This window comes from Spirosoma horti (assembly GCF_054776595.1).
On record NZ_BAAHBQ010000005.1, the window covers coordinates 109783 to 129569 of the forward strand.

Annotated in this window: 13 protein-coding genes; 4 read left to right on the forward strand and 9 right to left on the reverse strand. The window is 47.9% G+C overall.

What is annotated here, in order from left to right:
• Positions 1–34 precede the first annotated feature (34 nt).
• Together ACYVAM_RS15510 and ACYVAM_RS15515 are read left to right on the forward strand one after the other, a co-directional pair.
• Complete coding sequence (locus ACYVAM_RS15510) at positions 35–2602, forward strand: TonB-dependent receptor (protein WP_461068512.1); 2568 nt, start codon at positions 35–37, stop codon at positions 2600–2602.
• 107 nt (positions 2603–2709) lie between these two features.
• Positions 2710–3426 (forward strand): outer membrane lipoprotein-sorting protein, encoded by a 717-nt coding sequence (locus ACYVAM_RS15515; protein ID WP_461068514.1) that lies wholly within the window; start codon positions 2710–2712, stop codon positions 3424–3426.
• Positions 3427–3598: 172 nt separating this feature from the next.
• On the opposite strand, the gene ACYVAM_RS15520 is transcribed toward ACYVAM_RS15515, so the two are convergent.
• On the reverse strand, positions 3599–6706 hold the full coding sequence (locus ACYVAM_RS15520) for a right-handed parallel beta-helix repeat-containing protein (protein ID WP_461068516.1): 3108 nt from the start codon (positions 6704–6706) through the stop codon (positions 3599–3601).
• Positions 6707–7214: 508 nt separating this feature from the next.
• Positions 7215–7682 (reverse strand): response regulator, encoded by a 468-nt coding sequence (locus tag ACYVAM_RS15525; RefSeq protein ID WP_461068518.1) that lies wholly within the window; start codon positions 7680–7682, stop codon positions 7215–7217.
• Positions 7683–8672: 990 nt separating this feature from the next.
• Between ACYVAM_RS15525 and ACYVAM_RS15530 the strand changes: the two genes are divergently transcribed.
• On the forward strand, positions 8673–8993 hold the full coding sequence (locus ACYVAM_RS15530; protein WP_461068520.1) for a hypothetical protein: 321 nt from the start codon (positions 8673–8675) through the stop codon (positions 8991–8993).
• A gap of 380 nt (positions 8994–9373) precedes the next feature.
• Positions 9374–9856 (forward strand): response regulator, encoded by a 483-nt coding sequence (locus ACYVAM_RS15535; protein WP_461068522.1) that lies wholly within the window; start codon positions 9374–9376, stop codon positions 9854–9856.
• 112 nt (positions 9857–9968) lie between these two features.
• On the opposite strand, the gene ACYVAM_RS15540 is transcribed toward ACYVAM_RS15535, so the two are convergent.
• The 7 genes from ACYVAM_RS15540 to ACYVAM_RS15570 form a co-directional block, all read right to left on the reverse strand.
• The gene (locus ACYVAM_RS15540; protein WP_461068524.1) at positions 9969–10808 is read right to left on the reverse strand and encodes a LytTR family transcriptional regulator DNA-binding domain-containing protein; all 840 of its coding nucleotides are present in this window, start codon (positions 10806–10808) and stop codon (positions 9969–9971) included.
• A gap of 335 nt (positions 10809–11143) precedes the next feature.
• Entirely contained in the window at positions 11144–12832 is a 1689-nt protein-coding gene (locus tag ACYVAM_RS15545; protein ID WP_461068526.1) for an IPT/TIG domain-containing protein, read from the reverse strand.
• Positions 12833–12880: 48 nt separating this feature from the next.
• Positions 12881–14464, reverse strand: a complete 1584-nt coding sequence (locus tag ACYVAM_RS15550; RefSeq protein WP_461068528.1) for a hypothetical protein — start codon at positions 14462–14464, stop codon at positions 12881–12883.
• Positions 14465–14515: 51 nt separating this feature from the next.
• A complete protein-coding gene (locus ACYVAM_RS15555) occupies positions 14516–15766 on the reverse strand; it encodes a glycosyltransferase family 4 protein (RefSeq protein WP_461068530.1) in 1251 nt (416 codons plus the stop codon).
• Between the two features lie 79 nt (positions 15767–15845).
• Complete coding sequence (locus tag ACYVAM_RS15560) at positions 15846–17114, reverse strand: glycosyltransferase (RefSeq protein ID WP_461068532.1); 1269 nt, start codon at positions 17112–17114, stop codon at positions 15846–15848.
• A gap of 82 nt (positions 17115–17196) precedes the next feature.
• Positions 17197–18870, reverse strand: a complete 1674-nt coding sequence (locus ACYVAM_RS15565) for a GMC oxidoreductase (RefSeq protein WP_461068534.1) — start codon at positions 18868–18870, stop codon at positions 17197–17199.
• On the reverse strand, positions 18867–19754 hold the full coding sequence (locus ACYVAM_RS15570; RefSeq protein ID WP_461068536.1) for an aldo/keto reductase: 888 nt from the start codon (positions 19752–19754) through the stop codon (positions 18867–18869). Before ACYVAM_RS15570 ends, ACYVAM_RS15565 begins: the two co-directional genes overlap by 4 nt.
• Between the last annotated feature and the right edge of the window lie 33 nt (positions 19755–19787).

The window sequence follows — 19787 nt, forward strand, 5'->3', positions numbered from 1 at the left end:
CTGTCTACACCTTTGTTTCACTTAAAGCAATGCCATGAAATCGAACGCTATACTTATTGCCACAACTCTACTTGCTGCCAGTTTACTTACACCCGCCAGGGCCCAGTTTCCGGGCATGGGGGGCGCCACGCAACCAAAAGCGTTGCCCGGTACTGCCGGAGATCAGAGTCCGAAGGGAAGTGCCAAACTAACGGGGTCCGTTGTTGATTCGACGCAGGCCAAAGCCGTTGAATTTGCCAGCGTTGCCCTGATCAATAAAGCCACGGGAAAAACAGTAGATGGAACAGTAGCCGATGAGAAGGGTAAATTCGTTCTATCGAAACTGGTTGCCGGTGAGTACCGAATGCTTGTCACGTTCGTCGGTTTCCGAAATAAAATGATCGATAACGTGGTGCTGGCCAATGGGCAGTCGCTGGATCTGGGCGTTATTAAACTTAGTTCAAGTGTTAAAACGCTTGAAGAAGTAACCGTAACGGGACAGGCGGCTCTGATCGAAGAGAAAGTAGATCGGCTGGTCTACAACGCCGATAAGGATATTACGGCCAAGGGTGGAGATGCTACCGATATTCTGCGGAAAGTACCGCTGCTGACGGTGGATCTCGATGGCAACGTTTCGCTGCGGGGTAGTTCCAACATTCGGGTACTCATCAACAATAAGCCCAGTACCATTGTGGCCAGTAGCGTTGCCGATGCCCTGAAGCAAATTCCCGCCGATCAGATCAAAACGGTGGAGGTCATTACCAGCCCGTCGGCTAAATATGATGCTGAAGGATCGGGGGGAATCATCAACATCATTACCAAAAAGAACAGCTTGCAGGGCCTTAACCTGAACGTAGACGCAGGAGTAGGTAACCGGGGTTCGATGCTGTCGTTAAATGGTAGTTACCGGAAGGGCAAGGCCGGTTTTACGCTCGGTGGTTTCGGGCGGGCGATGTACAACACGATTACAAAGACCAACCTCGATCAAACCAGTCAGGTAAACGGGGTAACGACCCTGACCCGACAGTCGGGCGATGGGACCAGCAATGGCTTATTCGGGCAATATAACCTGGGTTTTGACTATGATCTGGCTAAAAATCAAAGCCTGACGGCCGGCGTTCGGTATGGCGTACGGAATATGCTCAGTCAGCAGGATCTGGTTACGCAACTGTTCACCAACGGCACGCCTGGGTCGGGTTCAAACCGGGATGTGAGTACTAAAAATCTCTCGGGAACGGTCGATGCCAATGTCGATTATCTGCACACGTTCAAGCCCCAGCAGGAATGGAGTATTTCGACGCTCTACAGCCGTAACGATCTGACGAACAACTTCGATGCTAATCTGCTGAATGGGGTGGGTGCGCTGACCGGGCGGCAGCAAAACCTGAATAAGAACGTGAACCAGGAGTTTACGCTGCAAACGGATTACCAGACGCCGATCAAGAAAAATCAGCTGATCGAGTTTGGCGCCAAAGGCATTATCCGGCAGGTTAACAGCGATTACCGCTACTTGCTGGCTGGCCCAACGGGTGAATTTACAACCGAAAAAAATGGGACGCAGGGGGCGCTGCTTTATCATCAGAATATTGCCGCTGCTTATAGCTCATATACGTATACGACCAAAAAACGGTATACCCTAAAAGGCGGCTTGCGCTACGAGCATACCTTTATCGATGCCAGCACCGAACAGGATGGGACGCTTGGTATTGGAAATTATGGGGTGCTGGTGCCGAGCATCAATGCGTCGAAATCGTTTAAAGGAACAACGCTGAAACTGGGCTACAACCGCCGGATCCAGCGGCCCGGATTGCAGCAACTGAACCCAAACTTTAACACGGCCAATCCTCAGAACATCACGATTGGCAATCCGTCTCTGCGTCCTGAATTAACCAACAACTTCGAACTGGGCGTGAGTAAAACGATCAAGAAGACATTCATCAACGCCACCTTCTTTGGCCGCTCGACCAACAATGCCATCACGCAGGTTCGGCAACCATCCGACACGCTGGTAGGTGCCATTGTCACGACGTATCAGAACATTGGCCGCCAGTATACGTATGGGACAAACACCTTTGCCAACGTGGCCGTAACCTCGAAAATCAACGTGGGCCTATTCCTGAACGTGTTTTACACCAGCTTAACCGGACAGGTAACCAACGCGGATGGTGTGTCGGAAAGTCTGACCAATACGGGATTCAACTTGAGTGGAGGAACGTTTGCTTCGGCACAGTTCAGCAACGGATGGGGCGCTCAGGCCTTCGGATTTCTGCAGGGTTCACAGGTGCAGTTACAGGGAACCCAGGGCGGGTTTGGATTCTATACGGTTGGCGTCAAGAAAGATTTCAAGAGCAAGAAAGGAAGCGTGGGCATAGCCGCCGAAAACTTCCTCTCCAACCGGTTCAATATCCACACGGTCCTGAACTCTCCGCAGTTCAGTCAGGTGAACGATGTGTATTTATACAACCGGGGCGTTCGCCTGACGTTTACGTATAAAATTGGGAAAATGACGATGGATGCGCCCCGTAAAAAGGCAAAATCGGTCAACAATGATGACGTCAAGAGTGACGGTGGTGGCCAGGCACCAGCAGGCGGCACGTCTTCTGGTGGCGGAACCCCCCGATAGTAAGGGCTAAATCGATAAGCCTACTTTATTCTGATTAAAACACCGAGTTGTTATTTAAGTGCTTATTTTTCTGAAAAATTACACGAACTAACCGTTCCAATTCCCGAATGAAAACTACCAGACTCCTGGCCGTTGCCATGGCCGCTCTCGTATCCGCAGGTGCTTATGCCCAAACGGCCGACGAAATCATTGACAAACACGTTACTGCCCTGGGGGGCATGGACAAACTGAAAGGCGTATCCACCCTGGTTACCGAACGGTCGCTTTCCGTACAGGGCATGGAGATACCGAGCAAAACAACGATCGTGGTGGGTAAGGCCATGCGTTCCGAATCGTCGGTAATGGGTAATTCCATGATCCAGGTCGTTAATGGGACAACCGGCTGGATGCTTCGTCCGACAATGATGCAGGGCACGGGTGAGCCCGAGGATATGCCAGCCGATCAGCTCAAACAGCAGATGGGTCAGCTTGATCCGTTTGGTCCGTTGGTCAACTACAAAGAAAAAGGTAACAAAGTTGATTTGGTCGGAAAAGAAAAGGTGGACGGCAAGGACGCTTACCACCTGAAAGTAACGACAAAAGAGGGCCAAACCGTCGACGAGTATATTGATGCGAGCACGTATCTGGTCAGCAAAGTCAAAATGGTTATGAACGGGCAGGAAGGTGAAATGGGCTTTTCTGATTATAAAGACGTAGAAGGCATTAAATTTCCCAACACTATGGAAATTGCCAATCCACAAATGGGCACCCTGACGATGGTGACAACCAAGCTTACGATCAATCCGAAAGTAGACGAGGCTATCTTCAAAAAGCCAGCAAAATAAGGCTCGTCCAGCTTTTTTGTTCATAGCCGAAAGCCACTCAGAACCGAGTGGCTTTCGGCATTTAAAATCAAGCTCAAACTGGGTGTTTTTTGTCATTCTGACAACGGAGGAGCCTTAAACTTCTCCGTTGGTCAGCGTTAAGATTCCTTTGTCTGAATGGTAAAAAATGTACTTACAAACTGTCCAGCTTCACCAGTTTCACCGTTCGCTGCTCACCCGTTTTATACTGGATGGAGAGCAAATAATAACCCGTCGATACATATTGGCCAAACTGAATGAGTTGGTCCCGCCGGATGCCTTCCAGACGAAAATATTCGCGCCCCAGCATATCTGTGAGCCGAAGGGAGCTAATATCCGCTTCGGCGACGAACGAAAACTCATGACTGGTTGGATTGGGGTAAACCGCATGTTTTGTACTGGTCTGCGGCTCTGCCGCTGTAACGATGGCTGCCGTGGAGTCGACCACCGTGGTATCGGCCACCGTGGAGTCGGCCGCCGTTAGTTGCCGAGCCAACAGGCTGACGATGGCCCTGTCGTCTTCACCATCGTTGGTGCCAGAGTCTGGCGTACTGTCGGGATCGGCGTAGGTGGAGGCCGTTACCTGAGCCGCCACATCGAAACTCCCGGCGGCTGTCACTTTCATGCGGAACACCAGGGTGGTGTCGGTGAGGAGTTTCTGAACGGTTCCCCGTAACAGGCTGTCGCTATGCGGTAAATTTAGCTGGTTGACCAGCACCAGAGAAGCCGGTAGCCGACAAGTCCACTGCACCTGGCTGGCTGTTTTATTGCGACTTGTCGATTCATTATGCAGGGAAAGCGAGAACGAGACCACATCGCCTACTTTGAGCGACGTACGGTCTGCTTTCAGGCTCAAGCTAACATCGACCGGCGGGAGCGAATCTCTTAACAGGACCGCCGAGGAAAATGGTTTTAACAAGATCTGTCGGGCATAATACCGGTTTTTGATATCCCGGAACGGACTGCTTAGTGTAACCAGACTGTCTTTTAAGGTCGGGTTGTAAACAAGCCTGATCAGTTCATTGGGGTCTACAGAATCAATACTTGTCTCCTGAAGCGAGATATTATCCAGCCAAACCGACTGATTGTCTTCCTGTAGTTGAACCGTCAGTAAAGCGTTGGTTTCACTGGCAAGCGCCGTAAGGGCCAGTTCATAGCTCTTCTTAGTTGGTTCTACCAGCAACTCATACCGGCGGCTCAAATCCTGATAGGGGCTATTTTGCTGGCGAATAAAAACGACGATTTTCTTCAGAACCGGCGACCGGGCTTCCAGCCGAAGCAAATACGCTTTCGATTTGGTGATGGGCTGAATATTTTTGTAGGCCAGCACATACGAATCCGCATGGCCGGAAGATGTGGAAAACCCCAACTGCAAGCTACCCCCGTCGAGAAGTCCAGTATTGGTCCAGCTAGCCTGCCCATTGTTGTAGGGGCTCCATGTTGTCCAGCCTTCGTTCGTGGAAGCAAAGGAATTAGCCAGAAGGTTTGTCGTGTTCAGGCTTTTCATCCGGTAATCCTTATAGGTTAAAGGGCTACTTTTAGACGTAAGGTCTTGATTGAACTGAGCTTGCCATTGCGCCAAGTTTAAATCATTGACAACCGTTCGATTATAAACGGCCCGTATTGTAAACGCATCGTTGAATGGACGGACATAATAATTTTGCGTCATCTGGCCAAAGCTGCTTAAATCGTTTGCCCCCGAAATATACCCTGCCACCGGCTGAGTAGCGGTCCTGGCAACCAGACTATTTTGACTCAGAATATTGTTGCGCGGGAGGCAGGGCGCATCGTAATTATAGAGGATAAGTTGGCCAACCGTATTATTAAAGCAGGTGTTCCGGCTCAAATTCACATGGTTGACAGCATGCAGGTAGATACCCAGTCCATGACAATCGCTGATGGTATTGTCATTCATGGTAACCGATTCAACGCAATCGTCCAGAAATACACCGTGTGCGCCACTATAGTCCGTTGCTGAGAGAGGGCCAAACGTACCGATTCCTTTCTGAATAATATTCGACTGAATCTGAATGTTGTGCAACGGTAACTGGGCTCCATTCCAGAGGTAAATGCCACCGCCATCACTCTTTGTCATGCAGAAATTGCTGATCAGATTTTGTCGGATTGTGCTGTTGCTAAATACCGACAAGCCAATATACCCGACACTATCGATTACATTATTTTCGATAAGTGTGTTTTGGGTAGCAAAGGATTGAAAGCCCGTAAACTGGCCATCACCACTTTTTCCCCGATTGGGCAAAACACCAATATTCCGAAGCGTATTTTTTCGGAACGTAACGTTTTGATAAGCACCAATATAAACCCCATTGTTATTCACATGGGCAATCGTGTTATTCTCAACAAGAAGGTTGTTGCCAGATCCAGTAAACACCAGGCCATTCTCGCCAGCTCTGGTAACATCATTATTGGTCAAAACAAGATTGGATACTGAATTCGCGTATACGTTTTCATGTCTTGCTTGCGTAATGTTGAGGCTGCTGATCGTTATAAAAGCCGAGTTGGAAATATCGATGGCTCGGTCATAGGCGGTTGCCATGACCGTCTCCGTATTGGGATTGCCGCTGTCTGCATAGAGCAGAATCGTATGAGTAGCCGGGTTGTAATACCATTCGCCGGCTTGGTCGAGCGTGGCCGGGTGGTTCTGAATCAGGAAGCCCCAGTTATCGGTAAGGCTGTACGTCGAAGAATTGTTAAGAGTAAGCGTATTGCTATTTTGTTGCGTTATCGTGGCCCGGTCAATGATCCAGTAAGTTGGAAAAAGCACGACTTCTGCACCAGTCCAGTTCGTTGTCAAGGCTTCTTGACTGGTCAGCTGAGTGGCTCCCGTATGACTCTGTACGGTCAGATAACCACGATTTGGGGCGTCTGGATTAGGATAGCGCCCCAATGGGAGCGGCAATCCATTTTTGTACACGCCGGTTACCTGATCTCCGCAGTTAGGGCACGGCGCCTGCCACCGATTGTTACCCAGATTGACCCAATTTTTTACCGGAACGGCCCCTGTGAGCGTCGGCTTTGCTCCTTGCCCATAGGCCCCAACAAAGAGAGGTTTACTGGATAGCCCGGAGTTTTTAAGCACTAAGGTTCCACTGAATGTATCGCCCCGGCGAAATAGAACGGAGTCGCCTGCCTGTAAATTTAACTGGTTAACCCGGTTCAGACTTCGGAAAGGAGAAGTAACAGAACGACCATCGTTAGCATCATTACCTAAGTTGGCTACATAGTAGGTTGATTGAGCCAAACTGACCGATAACTGAGTAGTTATAGCAGATATAGTTAAATAGTAAGTTAATCTTTTCTTTAATGTTGAGTACATTTTCTTCGTTAGAAGAATAAGATAGGTAAGTATATCCTATTCGATTAAAGCGGTGTGAACGAGTATTAATAAATTAACAAACAAGTAGAATAGGTAATTATAACGCCCTATGCACTTTACAATAGCAACCAGTAAATAGACCTGATGCCCTTGTTTATATAATTTTATAATGATGAATAAATGTAAGAAGATATTCTATTTATTATCCTTATATTACTAATTTGTTAACCGCTTAATAAATTAAAATTTTACGGATTTAACTTACATATAGGTTTAACCCAAAAAACAGGCACTAATAACCAGGTTGGATTGGTTATTAGTGCCTGTTTTTTGGGTTAAATACACGCAATCTAATGGCTCAAATCGAAGGCCAGGGGGCTAAAAAAGGCGCTTCTCCAGATGAGCTGATATAGAATAAGTGGTGAGGAATGCCTCAGTTTGAATGAGAAGGAAGCCGAACAGCTTCCAGCCAATAGCGTCTGAACGTATAAAAACAATTTAGCCATTGGTGGTAAGTAACCGGCTTAACAATATAGGAAGCTATGCTCAGCGCATATGACTTTTCAATGTCTTTACTATCCTCCGAATTGCTTAGAATAACTACCGGTAACTGACGAAAAACAGAATGACCTTTTATTGATTCCAATAATGAAAAGCCATCTTCCCGACGAGGTAAATATAAGTCAGTTAACACCAAGCGTGGTAACTGTTTTTCCGTTGATAAACAGTTTTCCAAATAATGCAATACCTGTACATTGTTGTTCATCCATAAGGGCTCTACTTCCGGAAAGCACTGAGCGAGTGCAGAGCGGATAATAAGCCATTGATCGGCGTTATCCTCAACGACTAAAATCGGAATTCTAGGTAATTTTCGACGTTTCGTAGTAGGTAACTTTGTCATATAGGCTAGAATAATTGCTTGGAGAACGTACTTATACCAAATATACTCACTAAGTGAGCAGCCATCTATTTAATAAGACGGATTTTCTATTCTATTTACTAGATACTTATCGTACGCATTTATTTTTTTAAGTAAGTACTTTTTAGTATACGAATAAATTTATTATATATAGTCGATATGCCTTGAACTTTCTTGTGTTCTTTAACCTGATATCAAATCAGATTAAGAATTGATTCCAGATTATATTGGTAAAGGTAAATTTTAGAAATAGTTCTACGTTACTCGTATGACACCCCTTAATAAGCTCTAGCAGGCTATTCATGGTATCAGATGTAAAGAAGTAGGTTAATCATTTTTCTAAATTGATAACTTAGTTAGACGAGCGAATAAGCTTGCTTTAACTGGTTAATTTTTTTTGCGTAATCAGAGCACTGCGAAATGCTGCGTGCAGGTAACTTATATACTGGTTATTATAGAAATAAAAAATGGATTGTAAAAATTGGTGAAATTCTCTTGATAAGTATTGCATCCTGATATAAGTATATACATAGTGCAGGCGTATCTGGATGTCAGCAACGACAGATTATAAATTGATAATATATAGGTAATTTTATTAGGAAGTATCTACTTTTTGGTATGTGTTTATGATGATAAATATTAATCAGCTTATAAAACTGTACCACTTGTTTTGTTCATATCGTCCGGAAAAGCTTACTAAAAGAGAAATACCTATATGATAAGTGGTGAAAAATAAGGTTCTATAAGTAAAGATGTTAGGTGCGAAAAGCAGACATTCTACTATCAATACAGAATATGGTAACCCAAAATCACAGAATTTATAAGAATCGAAAAATTGTATCTATACCATTTATTAATAGTACAAAACTTACACGTACAGAATTAACAATTTAAGATTTTTGTGAAAAGCAAAAAACAATAGTTTACTTTACTCCAAGTTAGTAAATTATTATGTGTTACTGAAAAAACGTTATGCGAACCTTGATTGACGCTATCGAGCATGAAAAATGGACTGTTAACGAGTGGAGTGTGCAATTTATACTATCAGAGAAACAACTGCATTTAATAAAGAAGTTATCACCTGTTGAGGACTGGTATGAAAATCAGTTGGTTATAGATGACTGGATGGTTAAACTGGAAGTTTGTTTCTATAATGTCGAAAAGTATTATGAATCATTCGGTTGCCTTCCTCAATACGGTGATCGACTTTCCGACGAAGATTTGGGCTTAATGATACAGGAAAGAGCTATTGATGGAACATCAAAAACCATCACATTTGTCTTGTCAAGTTAGGATAAGCTGTTTGTCGTTTTAAACTTTAAAAGAGTTTATTGACTTTAATCGTTAATTAGTGAGGTAACGGTCTTTTGGGGCGTTCAAATCCCAAGCTTGGTAGTAAGTAAAGGATTGTAGTAGCCACTTGGTTTGGATTTAAAAAATTGACCGGATGGCTGCTTTACGTAAATGGGCAAATAACATTAAGCGTGTCGAGATTATCTGACGGTTTGATTAAGACTTTAGACGATCGGTATTCTGGTGTTTCATCGAATATTCTTCGTTGTGCTTATGATTCAATGAAGATTAGTTAAATGATTCATATTATTTTTCACTTAATAATAAGCGCTAATTGATGGTCATTGAGTAACTTGGGGACACGTTATCAATGACATCTTATGCCCATCACGCAATCTCTGGATACGATCAAAACCAATTTCAATCGCGCTAAATTACTAATCGTCGAAGATAACCCAGATCATTGGTTGATTATGAAAAAGGCTATGGATCAATGCCTTAGCGAGGTAGCTCCAGTACTGGCAAACAGTGCCCAACAAGCAATGACGATGCTTGACGAATGGCATTCGCAGGAGTGGGATGCACCAAAACTGATCTTGCTGGACTTGTATTTGCCAGAACGTACCGATGGCTGGGCACTGCTCCGGAAAATTAAAAGCATGCCTTCACCCTGTAATCAAATTCCTGTTATTATCCTGAGTGGGTCAAATGACTCTACCGATATAGCTGATTCTTACCAGTTTGGTAGTTCTTCCTACATTGTGAAACCCAAAGATTTCTCAGGCTGGCTAACCTATTTTAAAGAGCTTCGTATCTACTGGTGGGAAACCGTCACGCTTCCTCCCTTACAATTTTTGCTTTAAGCCAGTTTTGCCAAGGGTGATTTGCCCGTGAACTAGCTGGTTATTACGTGCATAACCGCTAGTTGTTCACAGAAACTACAAACGGGTAAGCCACCCACTGGCCCAAACAAACTTACTTCACTTCGCTAACGGTGGCTGTTTTTGCGGCACCCGGCAAAGCCGCCGTTAGTAGCCAGAACTGGCAAACCCGCTCAATCGTCTGGGCAAAGGTGATGTACCCATCCTGCAGGGAGATGACAGAGTTCGCCTGCCGCCGATACCCATCCGTAACTAAACTATCTGTTGGCGAAACCAGCAGAATAATGGGTAATCGACACAACTGTGGATGCTGTTTGAGCTTTTGCAATGTGTGCAAACGTTCTAACGTTGTGGTACGGGCATCCAATATCAACAGAGCTGGGTACTCTTCTTCCGAAACCCCTGCCAATAAATCGGGTAAATGATTTGCCTGATCAGTCGTATGAAACCGGTAGCCTGGCCATTTTTTCTCGATCATCTGTCCTACCAGCAATGCGCTGGGCTCATCATCCGATACGAGTAATATAGATTTTTCTGGTATCGCTACCTCCGGAGCCGGAACCTTGGACGGAACATTGCCGCCTGAATAGTCTACAGTACTCTTACTGGAAATGGGGGAGATGCGATACGCCAAGGCATCGACCACTTGGTTCCAGCGCCGACGGCTAACGGGAAACGAAAGTCCATTATTTAAATGGATCTCACCAGCCATTTTCTGGCGGGGTGGCTGATGTAAACTTTTTACATACTCCGGATTAATGAGGACTGTTTTGTGAGCCCGAATAAATCCGGGTAGTTCGCACTCCAGGTAACTGATTGGTTTTGCCAGTAATTTTTTTTCACCATTCCGAAAGTGAAGCCAACAATAATTATTAGCCCCCGATAAATGGGTTATAAGTTCTGGATACTGTAAGGCAGGTTTAATGACGCTCATAACAACAATATATTGAGATACGTACTCGCTTTGCTTAAGGTGTTTTTAGTATAAAGATGTATTCATATAGTTTTGGTAGATAATGAAAGTGTACGTGTCCATTAACGTATCATGCTTGTGAATAAATAATCACACAGAAGGAGATCGAACGTCGACAAAGCGGATCGCTTCGATAGTCAAATGACTACTGTTTGCCGATTTATCAAAGATTTCTGCCCGTTTACTTAAGTCAGGAACCCTGGATGGGGAATAAACGTACGGCTAAGCTGCGTGTTCATTCCCCATTCTACATCTAGAGATAACAAGGTAGGGTTCACAACGTATAATTTAATGAGCTAGCGGTCATAATCCTTAGCCTGGGGATTGAAACTCGTCCAGCCAGTTGTCCAGTTGTCCGTACCGAAAGCTCCTCGGTAGGTTACGGGTGTGAAGAACGAATCGGCCAGTTTGCCCCCCGTTACGGCACCCGTTAGCAAGGGAGAGCCCGTTTGTGGCAAAAAGTTGGGTGCGCTCAAACTGAAATTTTCGCCCGGTAGCAACAGCGATGCCAAATCTGATGTTTGAATGACCTGATTAGAACGCCCACTGGCCGTGAAGTAGGCCGTAGTCTGATCGGTCGTAACCGCTCCTGCGCCGACCACGGGTGTCAACACATTAGCTAGTACAATACCTTTCAGGTCCAGCGCACCGCTGGTCAGGTTGGCCTGCGCGCCCGTTGCGGACCCGGCTAGGTGCAGCCCTTCCGGATAGCCATAAACCAGAGAGTTGTAAATATTGATCGCGGTGTTGCGTTGCAGATACATACCGGCCTGATAAAGCCCTGTCGTTGGCGTTGTGCTAAAGGCAAAGTTGCTTATGTTGGCGAATGTTGGTGCGGTTTGGGTATACCCGTTAATGGCAACAACCGGTGTAACATCGGTGGCATCCGTTGCCTGATAACCCTCTGCTTCGAACCCGTTGGATCCAGTTGAGGCACCCACGGCCGGATCGCGCAGCGATACGCCAAACTGGGTATTCCCGACAAAGCCCCAGTCAATGCTCCAGTCATCGTCCGTGGTGCGGTAGGCAACCAGATTTTTCACTTTGGCCGTGCCCCCAAACCAGGCAAATGCGTCGCTGCCGCTATACGAAACCTGAACGTGGTCGATGACCGTACCTGTACCGACACCGATCAGCGTTAAGCCCGCAAGCCGCGTTGCTGGGGTAGTCGGCTGAACGGCGCCAGCGTACTCGATGCGCACATATTGCAAGGTGCCGGAATTATCGAAGGGTTCGCCATAGGCTTCTACCGTACCGCGGATACCGTTAGGATATGTAGCTGTTTTTAGCTGGTTTACCGGTGCCTTACCCTCCAGAACCAGTCCGCCCCAGTCGCCGGCTGCCCGCTGGCCAGCCGCTTTTGCCGAGGTAAAGACAATGGGCGCTGCGGCTGTGCCGGGTGCAATGATCTTCCCGCGCCGTTCAACGACAAGCGCACCGGCATGATTGGTCCCCGTCGGATCCAGTTCGGGTCCCGATCCCTTAATAACCGTTCCTGGCTCGATCGTCAATGTAAAGTCGGCCGGAACATAAACCATTCCCCGAAGCTGATAGACCGTATCCTTTTTCCAGGTCACATTCGCAAAAAGCGTTCCCTGCACTTCTTTCACGGGCTTCGTTGTCGGAATAGCCACCGTAAACGTGGCCTGGCTCTGAGCTGTTTGCCCACCAGTCGTTACGGAGACCGGGCCGTTCGCTGCGCCCGTTGGCACAACAACGACCAGCTGGGTCGGTGAGGCCGATACAATCGTGGCGGTTACGCCCCCGATGGTGACCGTGTTGCTGGCTGGATCCGTACTGAAATTTGTGCCCGTAATGACAATGGTACTACCCACCGGGGCCGTTGCCGGGCTAATGGTGGTTATCGTAGTGGTAGCAGGCTGCGGCTGCGGATCATCGGTCGTTTCTTTCTTACAGGAAATGATAACCACCATCAGGGCAACCAGCAGGAGTAACCCGGTCGAAAATTGTTTAACCTGTTTCATAGCACGTTGTTATTAGTTAAAAAGTGGTTGCTGAGAAATGAACATCGGTCAGGAGCGGAGCCTGCACTCTAAGAGACGATGTCCCGCAATGTCAATCGGTAATTCACGAATGATCTGGACTTTGCCGGTTTTGATAAAATCTTCGATCTGATACGTACTGCTTTCGTCGACAACATAGAAGTGAGAAACGTTGCTCAGGTTGAAGTCCTGCTTCGGTATGATATCGTATACATGGTATTTTTCCCGAACTGATTTCAGAATTTTATGCTCGACCGTTGCGCTCAATATGTTTGGTTCTCGTGCTGCGGTTTCCCAATCCAGCAGGTAGCGAACTTTGGTCGTTTTATCGTGGAACCAGATGGGTAAAAAGTAATCGGCCGTTTCTACGAAAACCGGATAGTGTTTGTCCAGTTGGGGCAGGTAGCTCAGGACGTTGCTGGGGAAAATAATCACCTTCCGATTTTGGTAAAACATAAACACGGCCAGCAAACCCGTATAAATCGGCAGAAGTCGGACTGATAGTGCCAACCTGCCCCATGAAAACGACCACCGGCTCTGGAAAAAGTAGAAGGCATAGACCAGTTGGTACACCATCAGCAGGTGGCTTGGCCATAAATACCGGCTGATGAATACCGAGCGGAAGAAAACCGAAATGGCCACCGTAATGCCGATGGTAAACAGGTACACAAAGCCAGCCATCAGGTAAAGCATAAAGGCCTGGTCGCGGACAAGCGTCTGAAAACGGTTGGTTCTCAGGCGGGGTAAGGCAATGTATAGCCACAGCCCAACAACAAGAAAGAAGCGGAAAATCGGCAGCCATTGGAAAAGTGAATGACGCTCCAAGCTGGAGGATATCGTGGGCACCAGTTCACCAACAATGGTAAAGAAAGAAGAAGCCGTCGGCAGGGGAATCCAAGAGTGCGGTTTCCCAGCTTCGCTCTGAATCGCAAAACTGGGGTACCAGCTCAGCAGCCAGATAGCCAGCACCAGCATGTGAACGCCCAGTACCAGCAAGTAGCGTCGATCTTTTGACCAGATAAACAGGATAGCGAAAAAAGCCCCCGACGCCGTTGCATAAAATAGGCCAAAGCTGTGGGTGAACAGCATCAGCAAACCTAGCAGGCCAAACGAAAGTAACAGCTTGAACTGACCCGGTGCGTTGGTCAGCCGTTGAAGCACGACAAAATATCCGAAACTGATGAGCAGAAAAAGCGAATACGTCCGGATTTGAGTCGAAAGCATGATGTTTAAATACGTCAGGCTAAGAATCATTGTAATCAGGACGAAATTCGTAACGGCAGTGCCAATCAGGGTGGTTGTATACCGATAAAACAGTGCGCAGGTAAGGGCAAAAAGGACAATCGACACCGACCGCAAGAATTGCGGATCTAAACTGACCGCATGCCCAATGAGCCAGTAGACATTCGCGAAGAGGGGGGGATTGGCGTCCATACCACTCACAACCGCATCGTTCATGTGAGCAACCGATGGGTCCGAAATCAATAAGTAACTCAGCACCTCATCCATCCACAGCCATTTTTCTTTGAAAAACAACGAGGTAATCAGGCTGACGGAGACGACAAGCAGCAGGGCAATACTTAGTAATCGAGTTTCTTGTTTTTGCTGTTTCATGTACGTCACAGGAAATAAATAAGCGGCTTACTTTACAGGTTACCCCAAATTCTAGCTTTTATAAGCAGAATCCAGACTTAACTGGCTGTGAGTCGAAGGGGCGCGTTCGGCCGTTTGTGGATTGGTCTGATAAGCGGGATAGAGAGCCAGAAACTGATCAGCAATGTGCTCGACGGGGAAGCGTGTTTTTACCACCCGAATGGCATTTGCTGAACATTGCTCATACAGGGCAGTATCAGACAACAGGGTATCGACGGCACCAACCATCTCCTCAATCTTCGTCACATCGACCAGCAATCCGCCATCTTCCACTACCCAGGCAACGGCCCCACTGTTTTTTCCAGCCACCACCGGCACGCCATAACTCATGGCTTCGGCGAGCACCATGCCAAACGATTCTTCGAGTGATGCGTGCAGCAGCAGCGAGCTTTGCGATACTTTTTCCAGTACCTCAACATAAGGCGTCATCCCATGAAGGACTACGTTTGGAATTTGATGCTCCCGGCAAAAAGCTTCGGCTTCGGCACCGGGTTCAAAGGCCGTTCCAAAAGCCCAAAGCACGGCGTTTCGATGGATCTGCTGAATTCCTTTGAACGCCAGCAGCGCATTTTTGCTGTTCTTTCGATCGTCCCAGCCGTTCACCACCATGCTGATGACCGGTGTTTCTGGGGTAGATCTCGTACTTGGTTTGGCAGGCATCGGCACGGGATTGGGCACTACCGTAACCGGAGCAGACGTCCACTTTTGCACCGTTGCTGCCATGTAGGGCGATACAGCCGTAAAGCGTTGGCCTTTCCGAAAAACGTAACGGGCCAGCAACAGATGAAAAAAGCGGTTCAACGTACGGACGTAATTGAAAATGATACGGGCATTGTCATGAACCGTAATCACCGCATCCGGTGTGTAAGCCAGGGCCGCCAGGGCATACTCATAAGTCCAATGAGCATGAACGACATCCGGTTTGTAGTGCCGGAGAACGGCCAGTAACTGAGCCCGTTCGAAGCTGAAAAAGTCGGCTGTCCGACCGGGTCGTTTGCCATTGGGCCGAAAGGTATGTTTCCGTCTGGGCACAATGACATACGTCAGTTGTTGATCTTCGTACACAAAAGGCGGTTCATCATCGGGCAGTTTATCATCCTGTGTAATGGCCAGCACTTTATAACCACGCCCAAGATATTCTTTGATCAGGTTGCTAATCAGGGGCGCGCCAGCCTGCCCTTTTGGATACGAGCCCAGTTGTTGCCGTGCGTTTTCTGACAACAGATCATCGGTTGCAATGGAGCCTAAAATGCTGATATACATTGGACTGCTTTCGTTTAGTTGGGTTGATAGATACATGCTCGATAGGCTGTACGACCGGAGTCGCTAAGGGCGGGTACAGTCAGTCAATAAAATTGCTCATAGCAAAGGCCAGACCGACACCCTGTTCAAGGAGCGGATTGTAATATTTCTGGATAATGCGATTGATTTTCAGTTCCCATTTCTGCTGTTGCGCAAACCGGAAGGCGTTCAGGCCCATCTCCATCCGTTTGGTTTCGTTGTGGTACATCCACGTAATGGCTTTTGCCAGGTTAAAGGCTACGGTATCCGGGTCAGTGACAGGCACCCGAATTCCCGTGTTGTCATTCACTAACTCGGCTTGTCCGTGTAGGTCGAGGGTGACTACCGGAAGCGAATAGCCCATGGCTTCCATCAGTTGCGCCGGGCCCGTATCGCGCAGGCTGGTGAACAGAAAAACATCCGCTTTGCGGTAGTATTCCTTTACCTGGTCGTAGCTCACTTTACCAACCCAGTTTACCCGGTTCTCCAGCTTGTATTTAGCGATGTATTCGGGAACAAACTGTCCCATCTCGCCATCGCCAACAATTGTCAATCGAATGGGCAGTTGCGGGTCTACGTGGCTAAAGCCATGTAGCGAAAGCTCCAATGCTTTGCGCGGCATCAGGCGACCAACCCAGACCAGCTCCAGCGAATTATGGGTGGGCCGATGAATAGGCTCTTCCGGAATAAAGTGTTTGCCAACGCCCCCGAATTCCTTTTCAACCTGTTTAGTACGGCCCAGGGAATGAATCATCCGACGGGTGTCCTCATTCCAGGCCAGTACATAATCAGCGTACCGGACCGATTGGTAACAGCCGGGGTTAAAGCGAAGCATAAGGTCACTAACCCGCGATCGCATGCGTTCTTTCACCCAGTTATCTTTAAAATAATGGCGCATTGTTCTGGGAGCTTCCTGTCCACCACCAACGGGTCCATAGATAAATGGGATTTTGAGTTTATACATGAAACTTCCCAGTTGAAGGCTCGTATAACTAACATGATGCACTAAATTAAACCGGCTCTCCCTATGCAGTTTCAGGGCAACCCGCATGGCTGTCCATTGCCATAAAATGTAATGGAAGTACATCCCCAACAGGCCGAAAGAATAAGGCTTGTCGATCCATTTGGGCAAGGTGACGTACACAAACGTCAGGTTTGGGTATTGGTTATGGGCTAGTTTCTGTTCAATCTGGCGTTTGCCAACGTCACGGGTCAGGCATACGACCTGATAGCCCTGTTGGCTGATTAAGGATGAATAAAACCACCCATTCCCTTCTTCAGATCCAAGATCTGGAATACAGGCATAAGCGGAAACCAATACTTTTTTCATAACGGGAGCAGGAAGAGGAATACGAGTCAATTTCACCAGAAATAAAGGCCGGTACTAGGCTGAACGATAGGGCCGGTTTGCGTCATTCAGATAAAGGTTTATGTTTCAAATGCTCGGCCAGTAACAGCGCGTGAGCAACAATGGTCAAGGTTGGATTGGCGTGTCCGCCGGTCGGAAATACGGAAGAACCCGCTACATATAAATTGTCTAAGCCATACACTTTGGCATCTTTATCCACAACACCCGTTTTAGGATCATCCGACATTCGGGTGGTTCCGATATGGTGTGATGCGGAGTTGAATGCCTTGATCCGTTCCTGCATATAGGTACGGAGACCTGTTTCGCTATACCGTATTTCGCCTAGATCCTTGCTGGTAAACGTATTTACAAAGAGGGTATGCGCTTTCACGATCGAGTCGATATCAGCATCCAGAAAAGCAAGTTTAACCTCCGCTCTGGGAACGCCGAACGTATCCGTCTGCGAGTCAGATAAACAAACCCGGCTCTCGCGGTTGGGTGCCTGTTCCGTCTGGAAATACAAGCCCCAATAATCGTTTCGTTTTGATGGAAGCAGAAAGGGCAACCGCCGTTTAGCCATTCGCTTCAGGCTAAGCTGGATCAGGTCAGGCACTTCAAGCAACCCGTTTTTGGCAATATTGACCGAATGCTCCCGGAGGGCAGGCATCAGCTGTCTGGCCTTACTGATCGACCGGTTCACTGACTTCTGACCCAGTATCGAAAGCATTGACTTGGCAACGAACCGCGAAGAGAACAGAACGTCGCGGTGTCCGTTTGTGGTGTTGGCGTGGTAAAGGAAAAAGATGCTGTTCAGTAGTTTATTGGCTTCCTGAACGGGCTCGGGAAACCACCAGCGTCGGCGGCAGTAAACCCCACCGGCATCGCGTTCAAATTCCGCCATAAGCTTCTGTTTGTCCCGCAGTTTCACTTCAGCATAAATGCCGCTGAGATGGACCATGTAGTAGCGGCCTACATTGTCATTTTGATTACCAAGACCAGTAGGGAATCGATCGTTTTTCGAACTTAACAACAAGCGGGCATTTTCGATACCACCGGTGGCCAGCACAAACCGACGGGCCTGAACGGATAGTCGGGTGCCGCCCATGGATACATCTACATGACTCACCCGGCCCGCATTATCCTGTGTTTGGAGCGAAAGCACGTGGGCATCCATCAATACCTGGATGTTTTTACTATTCTCCAGCGTTCCCTGATAGACTTTGCCAAAATGTACAGGGGGGCTCCAACGCTCCAGGGGATAGGAAATTAATTCCTCTGAATCTAACCCTTCCAGGATTTCCCGTCTACTATCCGGAAACGCTTTCTGGGCATCGAATTCAAAACGGCCAATCTGGCACAGGTCGGCAGCTTTATAATAATAGGGCAGTAGGTCGTCATAGGTGATGGGCCACTGGCCATCAGGTACCCAGGAGCGGGTTTTAAAATCAATGGGTTCGAACGGAATGCAACGCCCGCCCCAGGCCGATGAGGTACCCCCAAACTGGCGTCGGCGGTTTTCTTCCAGCGGCTCATGAGAGCCCGCCGGAAAGACACCGCCCCGGTATAGGTCCTGATTGGCGATGGTTTCTGTCCAGCTTCCGCCCGTCAGCAGTATGACGGAGAGGGGCGAGCCATCCAGGCTCAGGGCCATGGATATAGCCGCCGGACCACTGCCAATTATGCAAATATCAGCATCGAACTTTTGTCCTGGCTGGAACGTGTTCTTGGTGACGATCATGACAGGAGTTGGTTTAATCTCGATAACGAGGGTTGCAACGCAGCGACATAGCCCAATGAGGCTATGTTGTGTGCCAAATGCGTCAGATTGCTGGTGCCAAATAGCACGGTGTGCACTTTCTTATCCGCCAGTAAGGAGGCTAGTAAGAACTGAGGTAATGACATATTGGCCAGTCCATCCAATTGATGGATAGCCGTTTCGTGCTGGGTAAATTTTTCCTGGAGCGCTTTATACGGGCTTAACGCCTGGTTGCCAATCACCGGAATGTTATGTTTCCGACAGAGATCCAGGATCGGGTAAGTCCCGTCTGCCTGCCAGGCCGTAGCCGTTTGCACGAGCTGAACCTGCCCGCTGCGAATGCCTTCTTCCACCACCCGGTAATCATTGGAGGACACGCCGGTATAGCGGGCTAGTCCCTGCTGCCTTATTCTGGCCAGCCCATCCCAGGAGTCGGCATCGGCAATGTCACTCCAGGTTGGCTCGTGCAATAGTAGTGCGTCTGCGGCTTCAACCTGCAGGCGTTTATTGCTTTTCTGAACACTCTCGATCAGGTAAGCGGCCGTGTAGTTGCTTTTTGCGCCCGCTCGCTGCTTTATCTTTTTGCCGATCTGGTTGAGGGGCGAGAGCCAGCCAGGGGTGTGCACGCAGGGGAGCCCTGCTTTTGTGACAACAAAAAAAGGAAGGCCGGTTGCTCTTAGGGTTTTGGCAATCAGCCGTTCGGAATCGCCCGAGCCGTAAAAATCGGCCGTATCAATCAGGTTAACGCCTTGCTCAGACGCTAAGCGAAGGAAACCGGCAAAAAAGTCTGAGGAAAGCCGACTTCCCAGTGATGCAGCCCGACTTGTTCCAATCCCTAAGGATGACAGTTGATCTAGGGTAATCATGTTGAGAAGTTTTTACACGTATAATCGTTGAGT